This window comes from Paraburkholderia fungorum, assembly GCF_900099835.1.
In the GTDB taxonomy this organism is placed as follows: Bacteria; Pseudomonadota; Gammaproteobacteria; order Burkholderiales; family Burkholderiaceae; genus Paraburkholderia; species Paraburkholderia fungorum_A.
In genome coordinates this window covers 87188-103919 of record NZ_FNKP01000004.1, presented here as the reverse complement: position 1 = coordinate 103919, position 16732 = coordinate 87188, and the positions used below count along the sequence as shown (strand labels likewise).

13 protein-coding genes and 2 pseudogenes are annotated in these 16732 nt (G+C 57.0%); 5 read left to right on the top strand and 10 right to left on the bottom strand.

All coding sequences use genetic code 11. The features are described from left to right. Positions 1–127: 127 nt before the first annotated feature. Positions 128–649, top strand: coding sequence for a TIGR01841 family phasin (phaP, locus tag BLS41_RS36045; RefSeq protein WP_074773844.1), 522 nt, complete (start codon positions 128–130; stop codon positions 647–649). A gap of 239 nt (positions 650–888) precedes the next feature. Beyond that, entirely contained in the window at positions 889–2625 is a 1737-nt protein-coding gene (locus BLS41_RS36040) for a RecQ family ATP-dependent DNA helicase (RefSeq protein WP_074774875.1), read from the top strand. A 372-nt stretch (positions 2626–2997) separates the two neighbouring features. Here BLS41_RS36040 and BLS41_RS36035 read toward each other — a convergent pair whose 3' ends face one another. Together BLS41_RS36035 and BLS41_RS36025 are read right to left on the bottom strand one after the other, a co-directional pair. Further along, a complete protein-coding gene (locus BLS41_RS36035; protein WP_074774872.1) occupies positions 2998–3171 on the bottom strand; it encodes a DUF2934 domain-containing protein in 174 nt (57 codons plus the stop codon). A 421-nt stretch (positions 3172–3592) separates the two neighbouring features. Continuing rightward, entirely contained in the window at positions 3593–4264 is a 672-nt protein-coding gene (locus tag BLS41_RS36025; protein WP_074773841.1) for an HAD family hydrolase, read from the bottom strand. Between the two features lie 372 nt (positions 4265–4636). Here BLS41_RS36025 and BLS41_RS36020 point away from each other — a divergent pair, with 372 nt between their 5' ends. Next, a complete protein-coding gene (locus BLS41_RS36020) occupies positions 4637–4948 on the top strand; it encodes a hypothetical protein (RefSeq protein ID WP_074773838.1) in 312 nt (103 codons plus the stop codon). Positions 4949–5262: 314 nt separating this feature from the next. Here the strand turns inward: BLS41_RS36020 and BLS41_RS36015 are convergent, their stop codons facing one another. Continuing rightward, positions 5263–6801, bottom strand: a complete 1539-nt coding sequence (locus tag BLS41_RS36015) for an IS3 family transposase (RefSeq protein WP_074773835.1) — start codon at positions 6799–6801, stop codon at positions 5263–5265. Positions 6802–6860: 59 nt separating this feature from the next. Between BLS41_RS36015 and BLS41_RS39845 the strand changes: the two are divergent. After that, positions 6861–7935: pseudogene (locus BLS41_RS39845) on the top strand (IS3 family transposase); the annotation flags it as partial. 262 nt (positions 7936–8197) lie between these two features. Here BLS41_RS39845 and BLS41_RS36000 read toward each other — a convergent pair. Beyond that, positions 8198–9025 carry an IclR family transcriptional regulator gene (locus tag BLS41_RS36000; RefSeq protein ID WP_074773832.1) on the bottom strand — a complete coding sequence of 276 codons (828 nt, stop codon included), beginning with the start codon at positions 9023–9025 and terminating at the stop codon, positions 8198–8200. Between the two features lie 330 nt (positions 9026–9355). Continuing rightward, positions 9356–10672, bottom strand: coding sequence for an MFS transporter (locus BLS41_RS35995; protein ID WP_074773829.1), 1317 nt, complete (start codon positions 10670–10672; stop codon positions 9356–9358). 323 nt (positions 10673–10995) lie between these two features. Between BLS41_RS35995 and BLS41_RS35990 the strand changes: the two genes are divergently transcribed. Then, positions 10996–12072, top strand: a complete 1077-nt coding sequence (locus BLS41_RS35990) for a porin (protein WP_074773825.1) — start codon at positions 10996–10998, stop codon at positions 12070–12072. A gap of 235 nt (positions 12073–12307) precedes the next feature. Here BLS41_RS35990 and BLS41_RS39435 read toward each other — a convergent pair whose 3' ends face one another. From BLS41_RS39435 to BLS41_RS35975, 5 genes and pseudogenes are all read right to left on the bottom strand, one after another. Next, entirely contained in the window at positions 12308–13084 is a 777-nt protein-coding gene (locus tag BLS41_RS39435) for an IS4 family transposase (protein WP_290439550.1), read from the bottom strand. 318 nt (positions 13085–13402) lie between these two features. Further along, positions 13403–13732 (bottom strand): IS4/Tn5 family transposase DNA-binding protein, encoded by a 330-nt coding sequence (locus BLS41_RS40230; protein WP_216350657.1) that lies wholly within the window; start codon positions 13730–13732, stop codon positions 13403–13405. A gap of 85 nt (positions 13733–13817) precedes the next feature. After that, positions 13818–14156, bottom strand: coding sequence for a response regulator transcription factor (locus BLS41_RS38775; protein WP_143026493.1), 339 nt, complete (start codon positions 14154–14156; stop codon positions 13818–13820). Between the two features lie 268 nt (positions 14157–14424). After that, positions 14425–15837 (bottom strand): annotated as a pseudogene (locus BLS41_RS35980) (IS1182 family transposase). A 127-nt stretch (positions 15838–15964) separates the two neighbouring features. Continuing rightward, positions 15965–16699 carry a metallophosphoesterase family protein gene (locus BLS41_RS35975; protein ID WP_074773820.1) on the bottom strand — a complete coding sequence of 245 codons (735 nt, stop codon included), beginning with the start codon at positions 16697–16699 and terminating at the stop codon, positions 15965–15967. Positions 16700–16732: the final 33 nt, after the last annotated feature.

Genomic DNA, 16732 nt, shown 5'->3' with positions numbered 1-16732 from the left:
GCAGTCGTCCCGCGAGAGTTGGCGATCCGAGGCCTCCCGCTCGCGGGCGGCGACCGACTTCCGGCGACCATCGCATTTACGATTGTTTTCCCGCAAAAACTCTTTTTTCGACATCACTGGAGCCGTCATGGAACAAGCTATCCCGACCAAAACTGTTCGCCGTGATCTTGCGATTCCGGCCGCTTTCTTTATCGATTCGCTTGGCGCAATCTACACCGCCGTGGAAAGGGTGATTGAACTGAATGTGCAGACCCTGAAGACATCGCTGCTTGAGCAGCGGGCCCTCGCGGGCGCCGTGTTCTCGCCGCAGTCGGCGGCGGAGTGCATAGAGTTGCCAATGCGGTTGTTGCCCGCGACGGTGAAGAAGCAGGTCGCATACTGGCGCCATTTCGGCGACATAGGCTTTCAGGCCCACAACGCGCTTGTTGGTCTTGTGCGGGACTATTCCGATCCCGCTTCGATAGCTTCGATCCTGTCAGAGACGAACGAGAACCGACGGGCCGTACCTTCGCTGGTAATTCTGCCGGACAGCGCCGCAGGCGGCGATGGTCTGGTCGCCAGGCGTGGTGACGACGCGTCGCGCGGGGTAGTCATCAACACCTTGGGCGACCCGGCCACTCCGGCTGGATCCGACGACGTTCAGCACTGACTGTGGCGAGGCCTACGCCGCGCTGAAAGTGAACAGGACGGATTTGGGTCACGGTGGCGCCGGATTCCATTGAAGCTGAATTGTTCGGCGTTCGCATGCACAGCATGATGGTTGCCGCGCTGGTTCTGCGTCCGCTTGAATGCCGCCGGTTGCCGGCTCTCTCCCCACCTGGAGAACAGATGACTTTATCCGCGAGCGGTAACACACCCGATCGAGCGCTGGAGCAGCGTATGCGCAGCATGCGCAAAACAATGCGCGAAATGTTCGGCATCACGCGCTTGCGGAAAGGTCAGGAAGACATTATCCGCAGTATCTTGCAGCGACGGGACACGCTCGCCACGATGCCGACGGGCGCGGGCAAATCGCTTTGCTACCAGTTGCCCGCGCTACATCTTGAGGGCATCACGCTTGTCGTCTCCCCTTTGATTGCATTGATGAAGGATCAGGCCGACAAGCTGCTGGCCGCTGGCATCGATTGCACGCTGGTCAACAGTACACTTGGTGCGCGGGCCGAACGTGAAGCCTTGAGACGGGTGGCCGCCGGTGCGTGCAGCATCGTGTTCGTCACCCCAGAGAGGTTGGCTCAACCAGCTTTTATCGAAATGCTGCACTCGGGTCCCGGTTTGCGCGTCGGCCTCGTCGTCGTCGATGAAGCACACTGCGTCTCCCAGTGGGGGCATGATTTCCGCCCAGCTTTCCTGGATATTGGCAGCGCCGTCAAGACGCTCGGCCGGCCACCGGTGCTCGCGCTGACAGCGACGGCCACGGCCGCAGTGCTTGACGACATAATCCGGTCGCTCGGGTTGCGCGACACAAATGTGGTACGCACTGGCACGCTGCGCGCAAATCTGCGCTACCGGGTTGTACAGGTCAGCGCTGCGGGCGGCAAGGATGGAGCACGCCGTGCGGTTGAAGCGAAGCAGGAACATCTGCGCGAACTGATTACGTCGATGCGTGGTACCGGCATCGTGTATGCAGCGACCGTCGCCGACGTGGAACGCGTGTACGGCTGGCTCCTCGAGGCGGGCGAGTCCGTTTCTCGTTATCACGGCAGGCTGGGGGCGCGCATGCGCGAACAGGCACAGGAGCAGTTCATGTCCGGCGCTACCCGGCTTATGGTCGCGACCAACGCTTTCGGCATGGGCATCGACAAGGCCGACATCCGCTTTGTGATTCATTACCAGATGCCTGGGAGTCTTGATGCCTATTACCAGGAGACGGGTCGGGCCGGACGCGATGGTGAACCGGCCGACTGTGTGCTGCTCTTCGATCTGAACGACAGGCGCATCCAGCAGTTTTTTCAGGCAGGCCGATATCCGGGGCTTGCGCTCGCGCAACGGGTCTATGACGCGGTGAAGTCCGCTGGCGCGCAAGCTGGACCAGGCGGGACAATCACAGCGCTGAAGCGGGAATTGAATGATAGCGGCAGCGGCAAGCTGAAAGTGGCGTTGCATATGCTGGTGGACGCGCGTCTGATTGCGCGCGATCGGCAACGGCGGTATCGGGTGCTCGAGCGGTGCCTGTCCAGCAGCGGAGGCGCCGGGTCGACGGTGGATGTCATTGCTAACGCCGCCGCGCAGTTCGAGCAGATGAGCATGCGTGACAGTAAAACGCTGCAGAGAATGATTGATTACGCCCAGACAGGCGGGTGCCGGTGGAGAACGATTCTCGATTATTACGGAGAGCGACCGGAGTTCGCGCGGTGCAAGGTATGCGACAACTGCATGCATCCGCCGGAGATCAGCGTGGGGGCGGCGCAGAAGATTATCCCGGGTAGCCCTATGGCAATGGAGGAAGCGTCCGACGGCGGTACGAAACAGACGTGGACGCCTGGCGATGCGGTGCGCGTGTCGCGATATGGCCGCGGTGAAATCACAATGGCAACCAGTACACAGGTCGCCGTGCAGTTCCCGGATGGTAGCAGGCGGACATTCCTTGCGAGCCGTGTAAGACCGGCGAAGGCAGGTACGCCATGACGAATGCGCTTATCCGGTCGACCGAAGTACGGGTACGGTTGCTGGCGCAACGCGGGGCAGCAGGACAGCGCGAGTTTATTTGGCGACCGTGTTCTCAATGAACTGATTCACCCTTAGCGGATGCGCGGAGAAAAAATGGCCCATCGCGCACGATGAGCCGTCCAAACACACATCCCTCTGGACAAGGGAATCAATGATTTCCCGGAGAGCGAGACCCTATAGGCTTCCAGGTCACGAATCAACGCTGATCAATAGAGCAAACTCTCGCCGCAGCGGGACCATGCATTGCTATCGCGCGGATGAAGAGCAAATACATTGGCCATTCTGCGACATGCACTGGTTCCGCTCATTGAAGTCACGCAATGATCCGGATCAGGCAGTTTGCGGTTCACCCTCACTGGCAGGGTCGGAGGGGGCGCTGTCGACACCCAGTTGCTGTCGGGCCTTTTCCCAGAATTCGTCCGCCTGACCCTCCGGACTTCCTGCTTCTTCCCAAAGCGAAAATGCGACGGTGCGGATTTGTTCTTCGGTTACGGGTGTGTTCATTCTGACCTCCCGGGTCATAGGGAAAAGGACCGGCACAGCAATAGAATCGCCATGTGCAACCCAGCGGTTTATTGCTCGATAAAGCTTCGCCACCTTGAAAACTGCTCAAAAAAACTGTCACTTACATAGATTGTGTACAGCCGCGCCGATTACCCATCTTCATCCCGCGCATTGCGTCTTGTCGCAAGATGGAACGGCATCGATGCCTGTGAGACCCGCCCATGCAGTCAGATCATCGAGCGATGCTGACGTCTCGTCACACGGCACTCGCAGATTCACTGTCCTCATCGCCTCGTCCTCGATCATGACCGCAACCAGGATCGGCCCTGTTCTTGAGGGCCGTGCGATACAGGTTACTGCCAGAAGATGACGCGTGAGTGATGTGGCAATCCGGGCTAGCGGCCCAGCAACAACTCGACTGTCAACAGGCTGCTGGCTTAGAAAAAGCCTCGTTGGCACAGGCTAAGAGGCCGGAGGCGCTTGTGTATATCGCTGAGCACCCGGCCGCTCTCAGTTCGGTCTCGGAGAATCCACCGGAGAGGACACCAATAGTCGCCATACCAACACCGCCCGCCGCCTGCGCGTCATAGGGCGTATCGCCAATGGCGATCGCCTCGCGCGGCGACACCATGAGCTTCTCCACGGCAGCAGCGAAGATGTCAGGCGCCGGCTTCGATTCGCTGACGTCCTCGGACGACACCGTGACATCGACAGTATTCTTTATGTCGGCGATGTCGAGATAGATATCGAGTTCCGCTCTCCGGGCCGAGGAGGCAACCGCGATTTTCGTGCCCCGACCTTGCAGCCAGTGAAACAGGTCTGGCACCGCAGAAAATGGTCGCACGCAGTTGAGGTATTGATCCTTGAAGCGTTTGCTTCTCCATTGCTCAAGCGCGTCACCATGGTCCTTGATCTCTGCCCTGCTCAGAAAGACGGGAAGAAGCTTGTCGCCACCCTTGCCGATCTGGCTGCGTGCTGAAGCAAAGCTGACCTTATGGCCGAATTGGGCGAATGCTTCGTGCCAGGCGAGTGCATGCAGATCGACAGAGTCGATGAGCGTCCCGTCCACATCGAAAACAGCAGCACTGAACATTTTCACATCGCCTCCGGGAATAGTGATGTTCTTGCCGCAATAAGCGTTCCCTCCAGGTACGCGGAAAGCGATGTCAGAAGAGGGAGAGTGTTCGAACCGCTCTCGGCTCCTGGAACGCATTTCGGCGCGCGCATGCCGAGCGAGGTTTGCGTGCCGCCTGTTCCATCAGATAGTCAAGTTGATCGCTCGTTCTCGCAAACGTTTCGAGGCGAACAGTCGTAACCGTCCGGTTATTTTCGTTGACCACAGCAGTCCGACTGTCAGTCAGGGACGGAGACCGGCACGCCAGCTTGCCGCTTTCATCAAACCAGCAAACGCAAGCAACGCATCGCCCAGTGCCTGCTTGAGTACCGCGACGCGCGCCAGCGGCACATGCCCTTAACCCTCACGGGCAATAAAGCCGGTGATCATGCCAACCTGCGCGAGGTGATTCAGGGCCAATCCTTCAGCCTCGCCGTGCAGCCGACGGTCCATGGGCAACCGGGTTCGCAGCACAACTCCTGTAGCAGCATCCCGTTTCATCGGAAACAGCCGATGTGGAGCGACCGCGAAGCAGACGGGCAGGCTTTTTCTTTGTCATGGCGGCTGGGATGGGACCGTGAAATGATGCCCGAAAACGGGGCGGCGCTTTTCTTTGCAAGGTCTCAAGTCGCTCGACCCAACACCCAGTCACTCAAATTTTAGGGCAGGGTGGGGTGAACAGCTATCCGGGTAACGGTCTTGGCGAAGAGCGTCACCCACGTCGCGACCGTTTTTATCCGCGCGCAATCACGAACTTTTCCGCTATGGCGGTCCGTACCGGTATAAGCCGTCCGGCACCTACGCGTTGCAGCTTTCGGATACACTCCACGGCGGGCGCCTGTGTGGGGCCGACGCAAGGGGTGACGGCGTACTGCGCGGCCGCCACTTCCGTTTTTTCATCATGGAATCAGGCAATGGACTGTTGATTTGCATGGAATCCTGACCCACAGGGGATGCGGACATTTTCCTGGACTGATTTACGTCGTTAGCCCGAGGCTTTCTCGGTACTCGATCGGGCTGAGATAGCCAAGGGAGCCCTTGATCCGCTTCTCGTTGTACCAGCGAATGTAGCCGTTCAGTACCTCAACGAACTCCGCGATGGTCGTCGAACGCCAGTCTCCTGGATAAAACATCTCGGTCTTCAGCCTGCCAAAGAATCCCTCACAGGCCGCGTTGTCAGGTGAACAGGCTTTACGCGACATGGACCGGACCAGATTAGCCTTTGCAACCCGCGATAGCCAGCCCGGCCATCGGTAGTGGCCACCCCGATCTGAATGCACGATTGGCGTCTCATCGTCCTCGGTCACGGTCTCGATAGCCGCATCTAACATGGTATTCACGAGCTCTGCGTCGGGGCTTGTGCCAATCGTCCAGCTGACTACCATGCCATCGAAGCAGTCGATCATGGGCGATAGATATACCTTCCCCGCGGGAATCTGGAATTCGGAGATATCCGTGACCCACTTTTCGTTCGGGGCATCAGCATGGAAATCGCGATTGATGATGTTATCTGGGGCAGGGCTGATTTCTCCGATATAAGAACGGTATCGGCGACGCCTGGGCCTTGCTGCGTGAAGGCCACCCTGTTTCATGAGGCGACGCACGACTTTCTCCGATAGAAACACCCGTTGCCGGCTGAGCGCTGCCTGCACCCGACGATAGCCGTAGGATCGGTGATTGTCCTCGAAGATCTCAGCAACGGTACAACGGACCTCTGCATATTTGTCGGCAAGCCGTATGGACGACCGATGGTAGAAATAGGAGCTGCGCGCCAGGTCCAACCGCGCAAGCATCTCAGCCAAACCGTATTCTTTTCTCAGGGCGTCAACCAGCGCTGTCTTCTCCCGGTTGCTCAGGAGTGGCAGGTCGACGCCCAGGTCTTTTTTTACGAGTTCATTCGCCTTCTTCAACAGGTCGTGTTCAAGCTGCAGATTGCGGATGTCGCGCCGGAGCTCTTCGACCTGCCGCTCCAGTTCGTCCCGATCCGTCTCTGCGGGTGATCTCTTGTCGCGCTTCATGGATGCAGGGGCCTCTCGCCCGAGTAACTGGTTCTTCCAGTTGTACAGCGTCACCCTGTCGACGTCCAGCTTTCGCGCCACCGCTTCCGCACTTCCTTGCCGTGTGCACAGTTCGTACACTGCGGCTTGCCTGGACGGCAATGACGCGGCCGGTCGACCTCGCTTGCCAACCACGTATGTCCTGGCTTCAGGATAGCGCTCGCGAACCCACGCTGTCAGTATCTGGCGACAGGGATAGCCTAATGCCCGGAGGGTAAAGCTGACGCACCGCCCGTGATTGACGTAATGCTCAAGTGCAAGGTTCTTCTGTTCCTCTGAGTACTTCGGCTTGGCACGAACATATTCTTTCTGCAGATCGCCACTCTTCTCGAATTCCTCACACCACGCCTTGAGAGAATTCTTCGTCGGGTAACCCAACTGGCGGATTGTCGCCTTGAGGCGCTTACCGAGCTTCAGGTACAGCTCGACCGCCCGAACGCGGTCTTCGTATGAATACATGGACTACCTCCAAAGTAGTCCAGGATTTTGTCCGCATCCCCGGTGGGTCAGGATTCGGTGCAAATCAACAGGTAGGCGTCGCGGAGTCGGTTCTGCGTCGCTGGGTTCGACAACTGCACCAGGAATGGCACGGCATCACGCCTCAGAGTCCCGCAATGACGCCAGAGCAGCAGCGCATCCAGGAGCTGGAAGCGCGGGTTGAACGCCTCGAGAGGGAGAAGACCATTTTAAAAAAAGCTACTGCGCTGCTGATGTCGGAAGGGATAGAACGTACGAAATAACCGACCAGGTCGGCGACGGCGTGTCGGTGACAATGCTATGGGAGTTGTTCGATATACCCCGGTCGTGCTTTCACGCATACAGACATCGTCGAGAGAGCGTTGACGTGGCACGAATGGCACTGCGCAGTCGCGTGCACGAGTGTATGTCGGGAGCCGAAGCTCGGCAGGCAGCCGCAGCATCATGGGCATGCTGCGCGAGCAAGGCGCAACGATTGGGCGTTTCAAGGTCAGCCGTCTGATGGAAGAGCTCGACCTGATCTGCAAGCAACCTGGCAACCACGCATACAAGCGCGCTACGTTGGAACGCATCGACATTCCGAACGTCTTGAATCGGGAGTTCGTTGTGTCAGCACCGAATCAGGTCTGGTGCGGCGACATCACGTATTTATGGACACAGGGGCGCTGGCATTATCTGGCCGTGGTGTTGGACCTGTTCACACGCCGCGTTGTCGGCTGGTCATTCTCGACGAGCCCCGACGCCGACTTGGTGGTAAAGGCGTTAGACATGGCGTTCGAGCAACGCGGTCGACCTACGGGCTTGATGTTCCACAGCGACCAGGGCAGTCAATATCTCAGCCGAAAATTCCAGCAGCAATTGTGGCGCTATCGAATCAGGCGGAGCAAGAGTCGGCGTGGAAATTGTTGGGATAACAGCCCGATGGAACCCCTGTTCCCAAGCTTGAAATCGGAATAGGTGCCGGGCAGTGGATACATGAGTGCTGGAGAAGCCCATCGTGACATCAGCTATTACCTGATGCAGCGATACAACTGGACTCGACCGAATCAGTTCAATGACGGTGTAGCGCCGGCAGTCGCAGAAGAAAAACTTAACTCGGTGTCTGGCGTAAGTTGACCACTACATGAACTGTCTCGATTAATGCCTCACGACCGACTTTGGAGCGGTGGATAGGCCGCCCACTGCGTTCAGTGCCGTGCAACTGGAGGACGTGCTTGGCTAGATCAATGCCGAGAATATCGATTTCCATCGATGAACCTCCCGATGTGGTCTGGTGAAGACGACATTCAGTATGTACCGCGCTTCCCCGAAGGGGCGCGGGGTCCATCTCAGTAAATCAACAACAGGACCGTCGCGCGTCTCCCGCGATTCGCTTTTTCTACGTGGGTGCGCCAGCACTTTTTCCACAATAACCAAGTCGCTCGGACAGATCCTGCGCGGCTGCTTTAACGCGGCCCACCAGTCCTTGATCGACCAGCGTCTTCTCCAGAAATGGACGCGCCACAGTCAAGGTCACGGCGGCAACGATCATCCCCGAGTTGTCGCGTACAGAAGTACTGACAACCGAAATGCCCGGCTCGAACGACGATTCGCTGACTGCACATCCTTCGGCGAGATACTTCTGGGCTCGTTCGTAGACTTCCTTCGCGTTGCGAGGCGTGTAAGGCGTGTAGGTAGCCAGCATCGGCTCAGGGAAGAGTTTTTCCATTGCTGCCTCGCTCAGATCGCCCAGCAATACATGGCCGTGCACGGAGGCGTGCGCGGGAATGCGCGATCCGACGTTCACCTTGATCCGGTTAAGTGTCAGCTCATGCGTCCACGCTTTCGCGATGAAGACGACGTCGCGCTCGTCGCGAACAAGCAGATAGCTTGCAAAACCCGTTTCATCACGAAGTCTCTCGATGACAGGCATACCGATGTCGGTCAATTCCATCGAGTTCATGTATTCGAAGCCGAGCTTTGTCACGCGGGGTCCGAGGCGGAAATCGCGGTCGCGGTTTGCACGCTCGAGATAGCCAAGCGACGCGAGGGTTTGCACGAGGCGGATAGCGGTGGTACGCGGCAGGCCGAGCCGGATTGCAATGTCGTTGGGCGTGAGCACCGGATCGTGGTGGGAGAATAGCTCAAGGATACGCAACCCACGCTCAAGGGCTGGGACGAGGTAGGTATCTTCGGCATCCGAAGCCGCATCGGTGTAGTCAGACATAATGGTTCCTATGACCGTACGTGTGGTTGCCACAGTGCAACCAATCTTACCCGGTCCAAAACTGATCGTGCTGGACTTAACGATACCAGACGGGCCACCGGCACCGCTTCAAAAATGCTCGTCTGAACGAGCTGTCCTAGCTTTTCTGCCAGGAACCTGCGCTGCAATTGATTCGTGATGACCGGATTGCCGCATTTCCGCGCCAATGAGCATTACCCCAACATTGAATCCTTATTGAAGTGGTCAGGCGACAACAGGCATGAGAAAGACCTTGACGCGCATTGGTCTGCCTCTCGCCATATGTGGGTCTCTGCGCCGCAGCCAGTGTGTTTATCGGTCGCTCATCGTCATTGCATCAACTGGCTCGTCGATTTCGATGCGCTTTACTTCTCCTAGCAACACCAGATAAGAGAACGCGCCGAGCACGGCAAACAAGCTGATCAAACCAAGCGCCCAGCCGAATGAACCGGTTTCGCGCAGAATGAAGCCGATCGCAATGGGGGTAACGATTCCTGACAGATTACCCGCAAAGTTCACCGCGCCGCCCGTGATACCGATCATGCTTTTCGGTGCAATGTCGCCAATCAAGGACCACGAGGCCGATGCGACTCCCTGCGCGAAAAACGCAAACGACATGATTGCAATCACCGCGGCATTACTGTTGGTCAGCAGCGCAAGGGTCATTGTTGGCACGAGCAGCAAACCGGTGATGATCGGTGTCTTGCGAGCGGTTCCCACGGTTGCGCCCTGCCGCAACAGCAGGTCGGATAGTGCGCCGCCCGCGAGCACACCGATGGATGCCGCGATGAAGGGCACGGCCGAAACTCCACCGGCCTTCAACACGGTCATGTGACGTTCGCTGATCAAGTAGCTCGGAAACCAGGTGAGAAAGAAGTAGAGCGACGAGAGCGACGCGAACTTGCCGACGCAGATAGCGATAATCTGACGGTTGCGAAACACGAGAGCGAGTTTGCTCCAAGGAAATCCACCCGACGCTCGAGCACGTGGGGCACCGATGAGCGCGCCTCCTACGCGGATGTAATGCAATTCTGCAGCGTTAGCCCATTTGCACGCCTCGGGATCGCGGTACAACAGATACCAGACGGCCGCCCAGATTATGCCGGCTACACCCGTGACATAAAAGATCTCGCGCCAGCCGAAAGAACTGGCGATCCAATAGAGAGCGGGCGTGAATGCCGCCATGCCGAGGTACTGGCCGACCAGATAGACGCTTGTAGCGCTGCCACGCTCGCGTTGCGTGAACCATACGGAGACAACACGATTGTTGATCGGAAACGTTGGCGCTTCCGCGACGCCTACACCTAGCCGCAGGCCGAAGATGGTTGAAAAACGGCCTGCGAATCCTTGGGCGACGGTAAATGCTGACCAGATGAGCAACGCGAGAGCGTACATGACACGTGATCCGAAACGGTCGACGATCCATCCGCCTGGAATGTTCGCAAGCACGTACGTCCATGAATAGGCGGAAAAAAGCACGCCCAGTTCAACAGGCCCTAACGCGAACTCATGCCGCAAGAGTGGAGCGGCAACAGAGAGATTTGCGCGGTCGACATAGTTGATGACGGTTCCGACAAACACGAGCAGCAACATCAAATAGCGCACATTGGTACGTCTGGCAGTAAGCATGGTCCCTCTCTGATTTCAGTAAAAACATTGCCGATTGGGCTTTGTGCGCGCAGGCAGAGGGATAGCGGCTTCCCCACGCCGTGACGGTGCTTCTGTACTCTGCCCGGCAGCTCTATTAATGTTTCCATTGGTGGACAAATAAACCAAGGGAGTGATTATTGTCGGGTCAATTATGGAAGGTCAAGTGGCGGCAATTAATTTTTCGCTTGATAAGCAGCTTTGATTTGCTTCATGATTTGACCATCTGTTGACGAATTGACCGCGTATGGTCAATTGGACGATGAAACTGACTTCTCCTCTTGAACAAATCATCACCCGAAGCCATGAATAAAAAACTGATATTCGCAGGATGTAGTCTCCTGTGTAGCACGCTCGCCCAAGCCCAGAGTTCGGTGACGTTATGGGGGCAGGTCGACTCAGGTCTAACTTACATCAGCAACAAGAAAGGAGGTTCGGCCCTTGGCGCAGCGTCTGGTATCGGCGCCCCGACTCGGTGGGGGCTGACTGGCAGTGAGGATCTGGGTGGCGGCACCAAGGCGGTGTTCATGCTCGAGAGCGGTTTTAACGTCAACACTGGCGCCCTGATCAAGTCGGGCATTCTGTTCGACCGGCAGGCCTATGCGGGTCTGGACGGTCCTTACGGCACGCTAACGCTTGGGCGACAGTCGGACCTGATGGATGATGTCGCGATTCGCTACTCGAATGCTTTCTGGAACCGCAACCTGTATGCGTATCACGCCGGCAATCTCGACAGTCTCACGAATGGCTATCAGATCGAAAACGCGGTGAAGTATAAAAGTCCCAACTGGTTCGGCGTGCGGGCCGGCGCAATGTACGGCTTTTCCGGATCGGATGCTACAGGGCATACGGCGGGCGCTTTCGTTACTTACGACAATGGGCCATTGTCGGCAGGGATTACGTATATGGCAACGCAGCGGCGCGTGCTCGACCTTTACACGTATTTTGGATACACCAGCTTTCTTGGTCAGACGCTATCGAGTACAAAAACGTTTCAGTCAAACGGGGTGAACAATCTCGGAATTGGTTTGACTTACAAAGTCGGGGATACGCTGGTGCTCAACGCACTGTTCACACGTACGGATATCAAAGGCGCGGATGCGTCAACGCATTTCGACAATCAGGACGTTGGCATGCTGTATCGTCTGACTCCGGCTGAAGCTGTCACACTTAACTACACCTATTCGAGTATGGGATCAGATCACTGGAATATGGTGGAAGCTGGCAATCTGTACTCACTGTCAAAACGTGCGCAGCTTCAGGCGACATTGACCTATCAGATCGCGTCGGGCAACGGAGCAACGGCCGCCACTTACCCTAACGGTAATTCCTCCAATCGCACGCAATTGATTGCACACGTGGGTATCACCGAGTCATTCTGAGCGACGGTAGCAGGGCGACAGCCTGAAGCAATGTCACGCGACATTTCGCTCTTGGTCGGCGCGTATTCGTCGAACTCGGCAGCGAATTCGGAGGGTGCGGGCCGCGCGTTTCTAATGCAGCCGGTGACGGCCTCATTTATCGGCTCAAGATCGAACTGTTTATACTCGTGACTGGCGGCTACGATTGTCGATCAATTCATTGAAAGCCCTTGTAAACGTGTCGCCGACCTTGCAATTACCCACTTCCATTCAGGGCGAGTTCATAACCTAGTTGAATATCGGCGAGGCGCCGCATGCCACGCCACAGGACGGTATTGCCTGGTGGCGCATCACTGGCTCGAGCCAGATAGCCTCCAAGCCGGCCGACCTTGATCAGGTTTCGCAGAAGCAGTGGTGCCTGTGCGGTAAGCGGCAAGCCAGGGACTATGCGTTGGAGTAATTCTATTTCCGTTGAGGTGAAGGCTGCCTCGGCTGGAGCTTGCGGCGCACATCGACTTGTCATTGTCAGCGAGAATATGCGCCAGCTCAGGATGCAGAATACGGAGATAAGGTTCGCAAGTCGATCGGCCGTGCGTAGCTTCGAGTCCTCGGCCTTGCATCCGGATTTGAGAATCTTGTGGAGCGTTTCGATCTTCCAGCGCATGGCGTACCAGTCGAGCTTCTCGATTGCTTCTGCACGCGATTGGACCGGGAGATTGGTCAGCAGCTTCCACTCGATGCCCGGACGACCGGGCGGCACATCGCGCTCTTGCGCGTGGATCACCGTGAATTGCAGCGCCGGGTAGCGGCTTTGCTTGCCGATGGGCGGCAACACCGTCATGCGCTGGTAGTGACGCCCAAGGGTTACAGTCATTGGATGCCCCTTCGCATCACGCATCTCCACACGATGCAGTCCTTTGACCTTTACCTGTTCCATTTTGTCTGCGATGGTGTGCTGGCCATCGCCGGCGAGTCGGTCAACGCAGGTCCGCATGAGAAAATAGGTGCGCAGATCGTACGCTATACAAACCAGTTCGTAGAGTCACTTTCCCAATCGCCAACGTGAATGCAACGAACCGGGTCGCCGAGCAGCGCTGGTGATTGGCGCATGTTCTCCAGCCAGCGGTAACTCTCCTTCTCATCAATTGTACGCGTGTAGGATTGATGTATCGCTTCAGCGCGGTAGTACCCTTGAACCTGCTTCTGGTCCAGAATTTTACGGCGGCCAGACCTAGCGGCAATCCCTCGGCAGTAACATCTAGACTGGAATGCATTAGGATGCCGCATTGTGTCAGCAGCCTTAACGAGTCATTTTTTCAACGCTTGATGGCCATTTCGCCTGTATAGCCGATCAGTTCTGGACGCTCACGCTGATATGAGAATGTCGTCGTATCCTGAAGGATACGCATGGGGCCCCGCGTCGACCTGAAGCGCTCTGCACTTGCATGGAGTGACCGCTCAAGATCTCCTGCTCGCTGACCCGCTCATTAGACAAGAATCGGTAAGCTGCCTTCGTTGAAGACCAATCCTGACATGCAAAAGGGGATCGTCTGGCGCTGCCCGACCACAACTGTTCCAGCACCATGCCAAGGCGCTTGCGCAATCTGGCATCCTGAAACTTGCTCGCCTCAATCTCCGTCTCGAACCAGGCTCGCTCGTCTGCCCGCTCTTTTTTAGCCATCTCGCTCGCGCAACGACTATAACGCGTGCCAGGTTACCAGGTTTCGTGGCTGAGATGTGGGTAATTGCAAGGCGTGGTGCGACGCTTACAGCCATTTGCGGATGTCGCGTGGTTCGATGGGATGATCAATCCATCGATCGCCGGAGTCCGGCGCCGATTGCGTTTGGTTGTCGGGTGTGGACCAACCTGAACCAGTACTGCCCGCCGGGAGAGACCGTGTTGCCGGATCGCCCGCCCCAAAGCTTCGCGGTCCACCCCGTTGCGGCGCAATGTTCACCACAATCACATCGAAGCAGGCAGTGTTCGCATATTCCACGGCGGCTCGACGGGTATAGGCTACCGAACTGATGTGCCCCAGTCTGCATGCATTGCGGCTTAGGAGTTCGCCTCGCTCCCTGTCGTCGTCCACGAAAAGAATATTCATGGATGTCCCCGTAGCGAAAGTTTCGAAATCGTCTATCGGCAGATAGTCTCCCCGCCGGGCAGCATCACGCGTGCCTAAAGTCAGGAAGAAGCTTCGAAATCGCTTTTGGAACTTCAGGCGTGTTGATCGACGGGCAGCAACGAGTCCAGAGTGTGTGGAAACCCCGTGTTTGCCGCATGGCGGCCGATTGCTAGTCGGGTCGATCGAGTTTGAAACGTCAGGCATGCGCCAATCGAACTTCCCGAGCGCAAGAAAGCCCCTCTGGGCTTCAGCTTGCAGCCATCTTCATGGCCTTCATCGTTCCAGCAACCACAAGTATGTTCATGACTCGCTTGAGGTTGTAGGCTAATACCTGAAGGCTCATCTCCGTACTCGCTAGCCCAAGAGTCTTCGTCAGGAAGTGTGCGGGACCCGTCCAGTGTTTGAGCGTACCAAAGACATGCTCAACGGTACTTCGACGGATAGTCATCGCATCGGACTTCCGGTCAAGCCGACGCTGCATCGCTTCCAGAGGGTTTTCGTGCTCCCACCGTCGGATGCTGCGATAGTCGCTGGGGGAGCAGCGTTCATTGATCGGACAACGTGGACAGGTGCTGGGCCAGTACACCCGCCGAGTTATGTCATGTTCGACGGTGTTGAATCGGTGGATGGCTCGCTCACCGGCGGGGCATCGAAAGATATCGCCTTTGGCCTCATAGACAAAGTCGGCCTTCGTAAAGAGGCGCTTCTTCGTTGATGCGGAGGTGAGTGGCTTGGGGACATACGCGCTGATGTCGTTCAGATCACATGCTCGTATCTCCGGCCCGCTAAAATAGCCCCGGTCAGCAACAACCTTCAGCTTCTGTTTGCCCACCGCGCTCTTCCTGGACAGTGCCATCTTGCTGAGTTGACCGTGGTCGTTTCCGGCGTTGGTCACCTCGTGCTCAACAATGAGGTGATGCTTCGTGTCCACGGCGACCTGATCGTTGTCGCCCACTATGCCGGAGCCTCTTCCGCTCGTTGCCATGGATCTTGCGTCGGGGGCCGTCATCGACAGCTGTCTGTCCGGCTGCTTCGTTAGTTGCTTGCTCACCTGTGCGAGCACACGCATCTGTTGTCGCAAGCGGGCGATCTTCTCGTACAGGCGCACGGTCTTCACATCGAAACCCGTCGGACTGGTCCGGCCTGCGGTTTCAATCAGGTCGAGATATCGCTGAATGCCTTGCCTGTCGTGTAGTTTCTGTCGCGACTGTTTGATGCCTTGAACTTGCTACCGTCAATGGCCACCATGTCACTGGGTAGCAGTTTTAGCCCGCGACACAGTTCTACGAACGCCGGCATACGTTGCGAATGGCCGCACCGCTGTCACGGCGAAAGTCTGCGATCGTCTTGAAATTCGGAGTCTGACGTCCCGTTAACCACATCAACTCGACGTTCCGCTGACATTCACGCTCCAGCCGCCGGTTGGAGGGTATCCGGTTCAGATACCCGTAGATGTAGATCTTGAGCATCACGCCCGGGTGGTAGGACGGGCGGCCCGTGATTGCCGGCTTGGTACGTTGAAACCGAGTTCCGCAAGGTCAAGTTCATCGACGAAGGCAACGATGACTCTCACCGGATTGTCCTGTCCGATGTAGTCATCAACACACTCGGGAAATAGTGCGACTTGCTTGCGGTCATCGCCTTCAACGAATCGCTTCATGAGTCAGCCGGTCTCAGTGCGTTGATTCAGTTTAGGCGATCAATGCGTTTTCACACACTATGGACCCACTTGCGACGGTGGCGTTTCTCGAAAGCGGACATTCCATTCTGCAACCGCGTAAAAACCTTTAACAATATCCGGTTCGAAGGGCAGTTTCCCAGTCAGGGCGTCCGTTCGATGCGGCTACATTTGCAGCCTCATGCCAGTCATATTCGACGGCCCGAAAGTCGACGTCCCATCCCGACGCAGTCCTAGTGACAAGGGCATAACGAGCATGTGGTGATCCCATTTCCATACGGTGTGGAAACGGGAGACTGTCCTCGTAAGCTTGCAGCCCAACACTGCCGGGATTCACGATCAGACGCCCATCAGCGAGTCTCATGGATCGTTGCAGATGCGTGTGTCCACAAAGAATCAAGGTCGAGTTGGTATCGCCAACGCGACTTTCGACCTCATCGACCGTCGCCACTCGGCAACCGTGTTCTGTCACAGTATCGAGGAAGTAACGCATATCGCTTTTCGGCGTGCCGTGCACAAGCAACACGTCTTCGACAAGTTTCAGTGTTGCAGGCAATTCGCGTATCCAAGCCAATTGATCGTCCCGTAGAGAGCGGCGGGCAAAGCGGTCCGACGGTCCCAATCGAGACGGATCGCTGGAAAGGATCTGTCTTTCATGGTTGCCCCTAATCGTGGGCAGCCCTAGAGGCTTTAACCGATCGGCCGTTTGAGATGGATAGAGGGCGCCCGAAAAAATATCTCCGAGGTTGACGATAACGTCGGCGTCATGTCGATGGGCGTCATTTAACACAGCATCTAATGCCGCAAGGTTGCCGTGAATGTCGGAGAGGGCTGCGATTTTCATAGGGCTGACGGTTCATTGAGTCGCGGATCGGTC

Bases quoted from the DNA above. Each gene is read 5' to 3' on its own strand.
- BLS41_RS35990 (WP_074773825.1), top strand. From the start codon at position 10,996: ATGAATAAAAAACTGATATTCGCAGGATGTAGTCTCCTGTGTAGCACG.
- BLS41_RS38775 (WP_143026493.1), bottom strand. From the start codon at position 14,156: ATGAATATTCTTTTCGTGGACGACGACAGGGAGCGAGGCGAACTCCTA.
- BLS41_RS36020 (WP_074773838.1), top strand. From the start codon at position 4,637: ATGCCCTTAACCCTCACGGGCAATAAAGCCGGTGATCATGCCAACCTG.
- BLS41_RS35995 (WP_074773829.1), bottom strand. From the start codon at position 10,672: ATGCTTACTGCCAGACGTACCAATGTGCGCTATTTGATGTTGCTGCTC.
- BLS41_RS35975 (WP_074773820.1), bottom strand. From the start codon at position 16,699: ATGAAAATCGCAGCCCTCTCCGACATTCACGGCAACCTTGCGGCATTA.
- BLS41_RS36025 (WP_074773841.1), bottom strand. From the start codon at position 4,264: ATGTTCAGTGCTGCTGTTTTCGATGTGGACGGGACGCTCATCGACTCT.
- BLS41_RS36015 (WP_074773835.1), bottom strand. From the start codon at position 6,801: ATGTATTCATACGAAGACCGCGTTCGGGCGGTCGAGCTGTACCTGAAG.
- BLS41_RS36035 (WP_074774872.1), bottom strand. From the start codon at position 3,171: ATGAACACACCCGTAACCGAAGAACAAATCCGCACCGTCGCATTTTCG.
- BLS41_RS36000 (WP_074773832.1), bottom strand. From the start codon at position 9,025: ATGTCTGACTACACCGATGCGGCTTCGGATGCCGAAGATACCTACCTC.
- phaP (WP_074773844.1), top strand. From the start codon at position 128: ATGGAACAAGCTATCCCGACCAAAACTGTTCGCCGTGATCTTGCGATT.
- BLS41_RS36040 (WP_074774875.1), top strand. From the start codon at position 889: ATGCGCAAAACAATGCGCGAAATGTTCGGCATCACGCGCTTGCGGAAA.
- BLS41_RS40230 (WP_216350657.1), bottom strand. From the start codon at position 13,732: ATGGCTAAAAAAGAGCGGGCAGACGAGCGAGCCTGGTTCGAGACGGAG.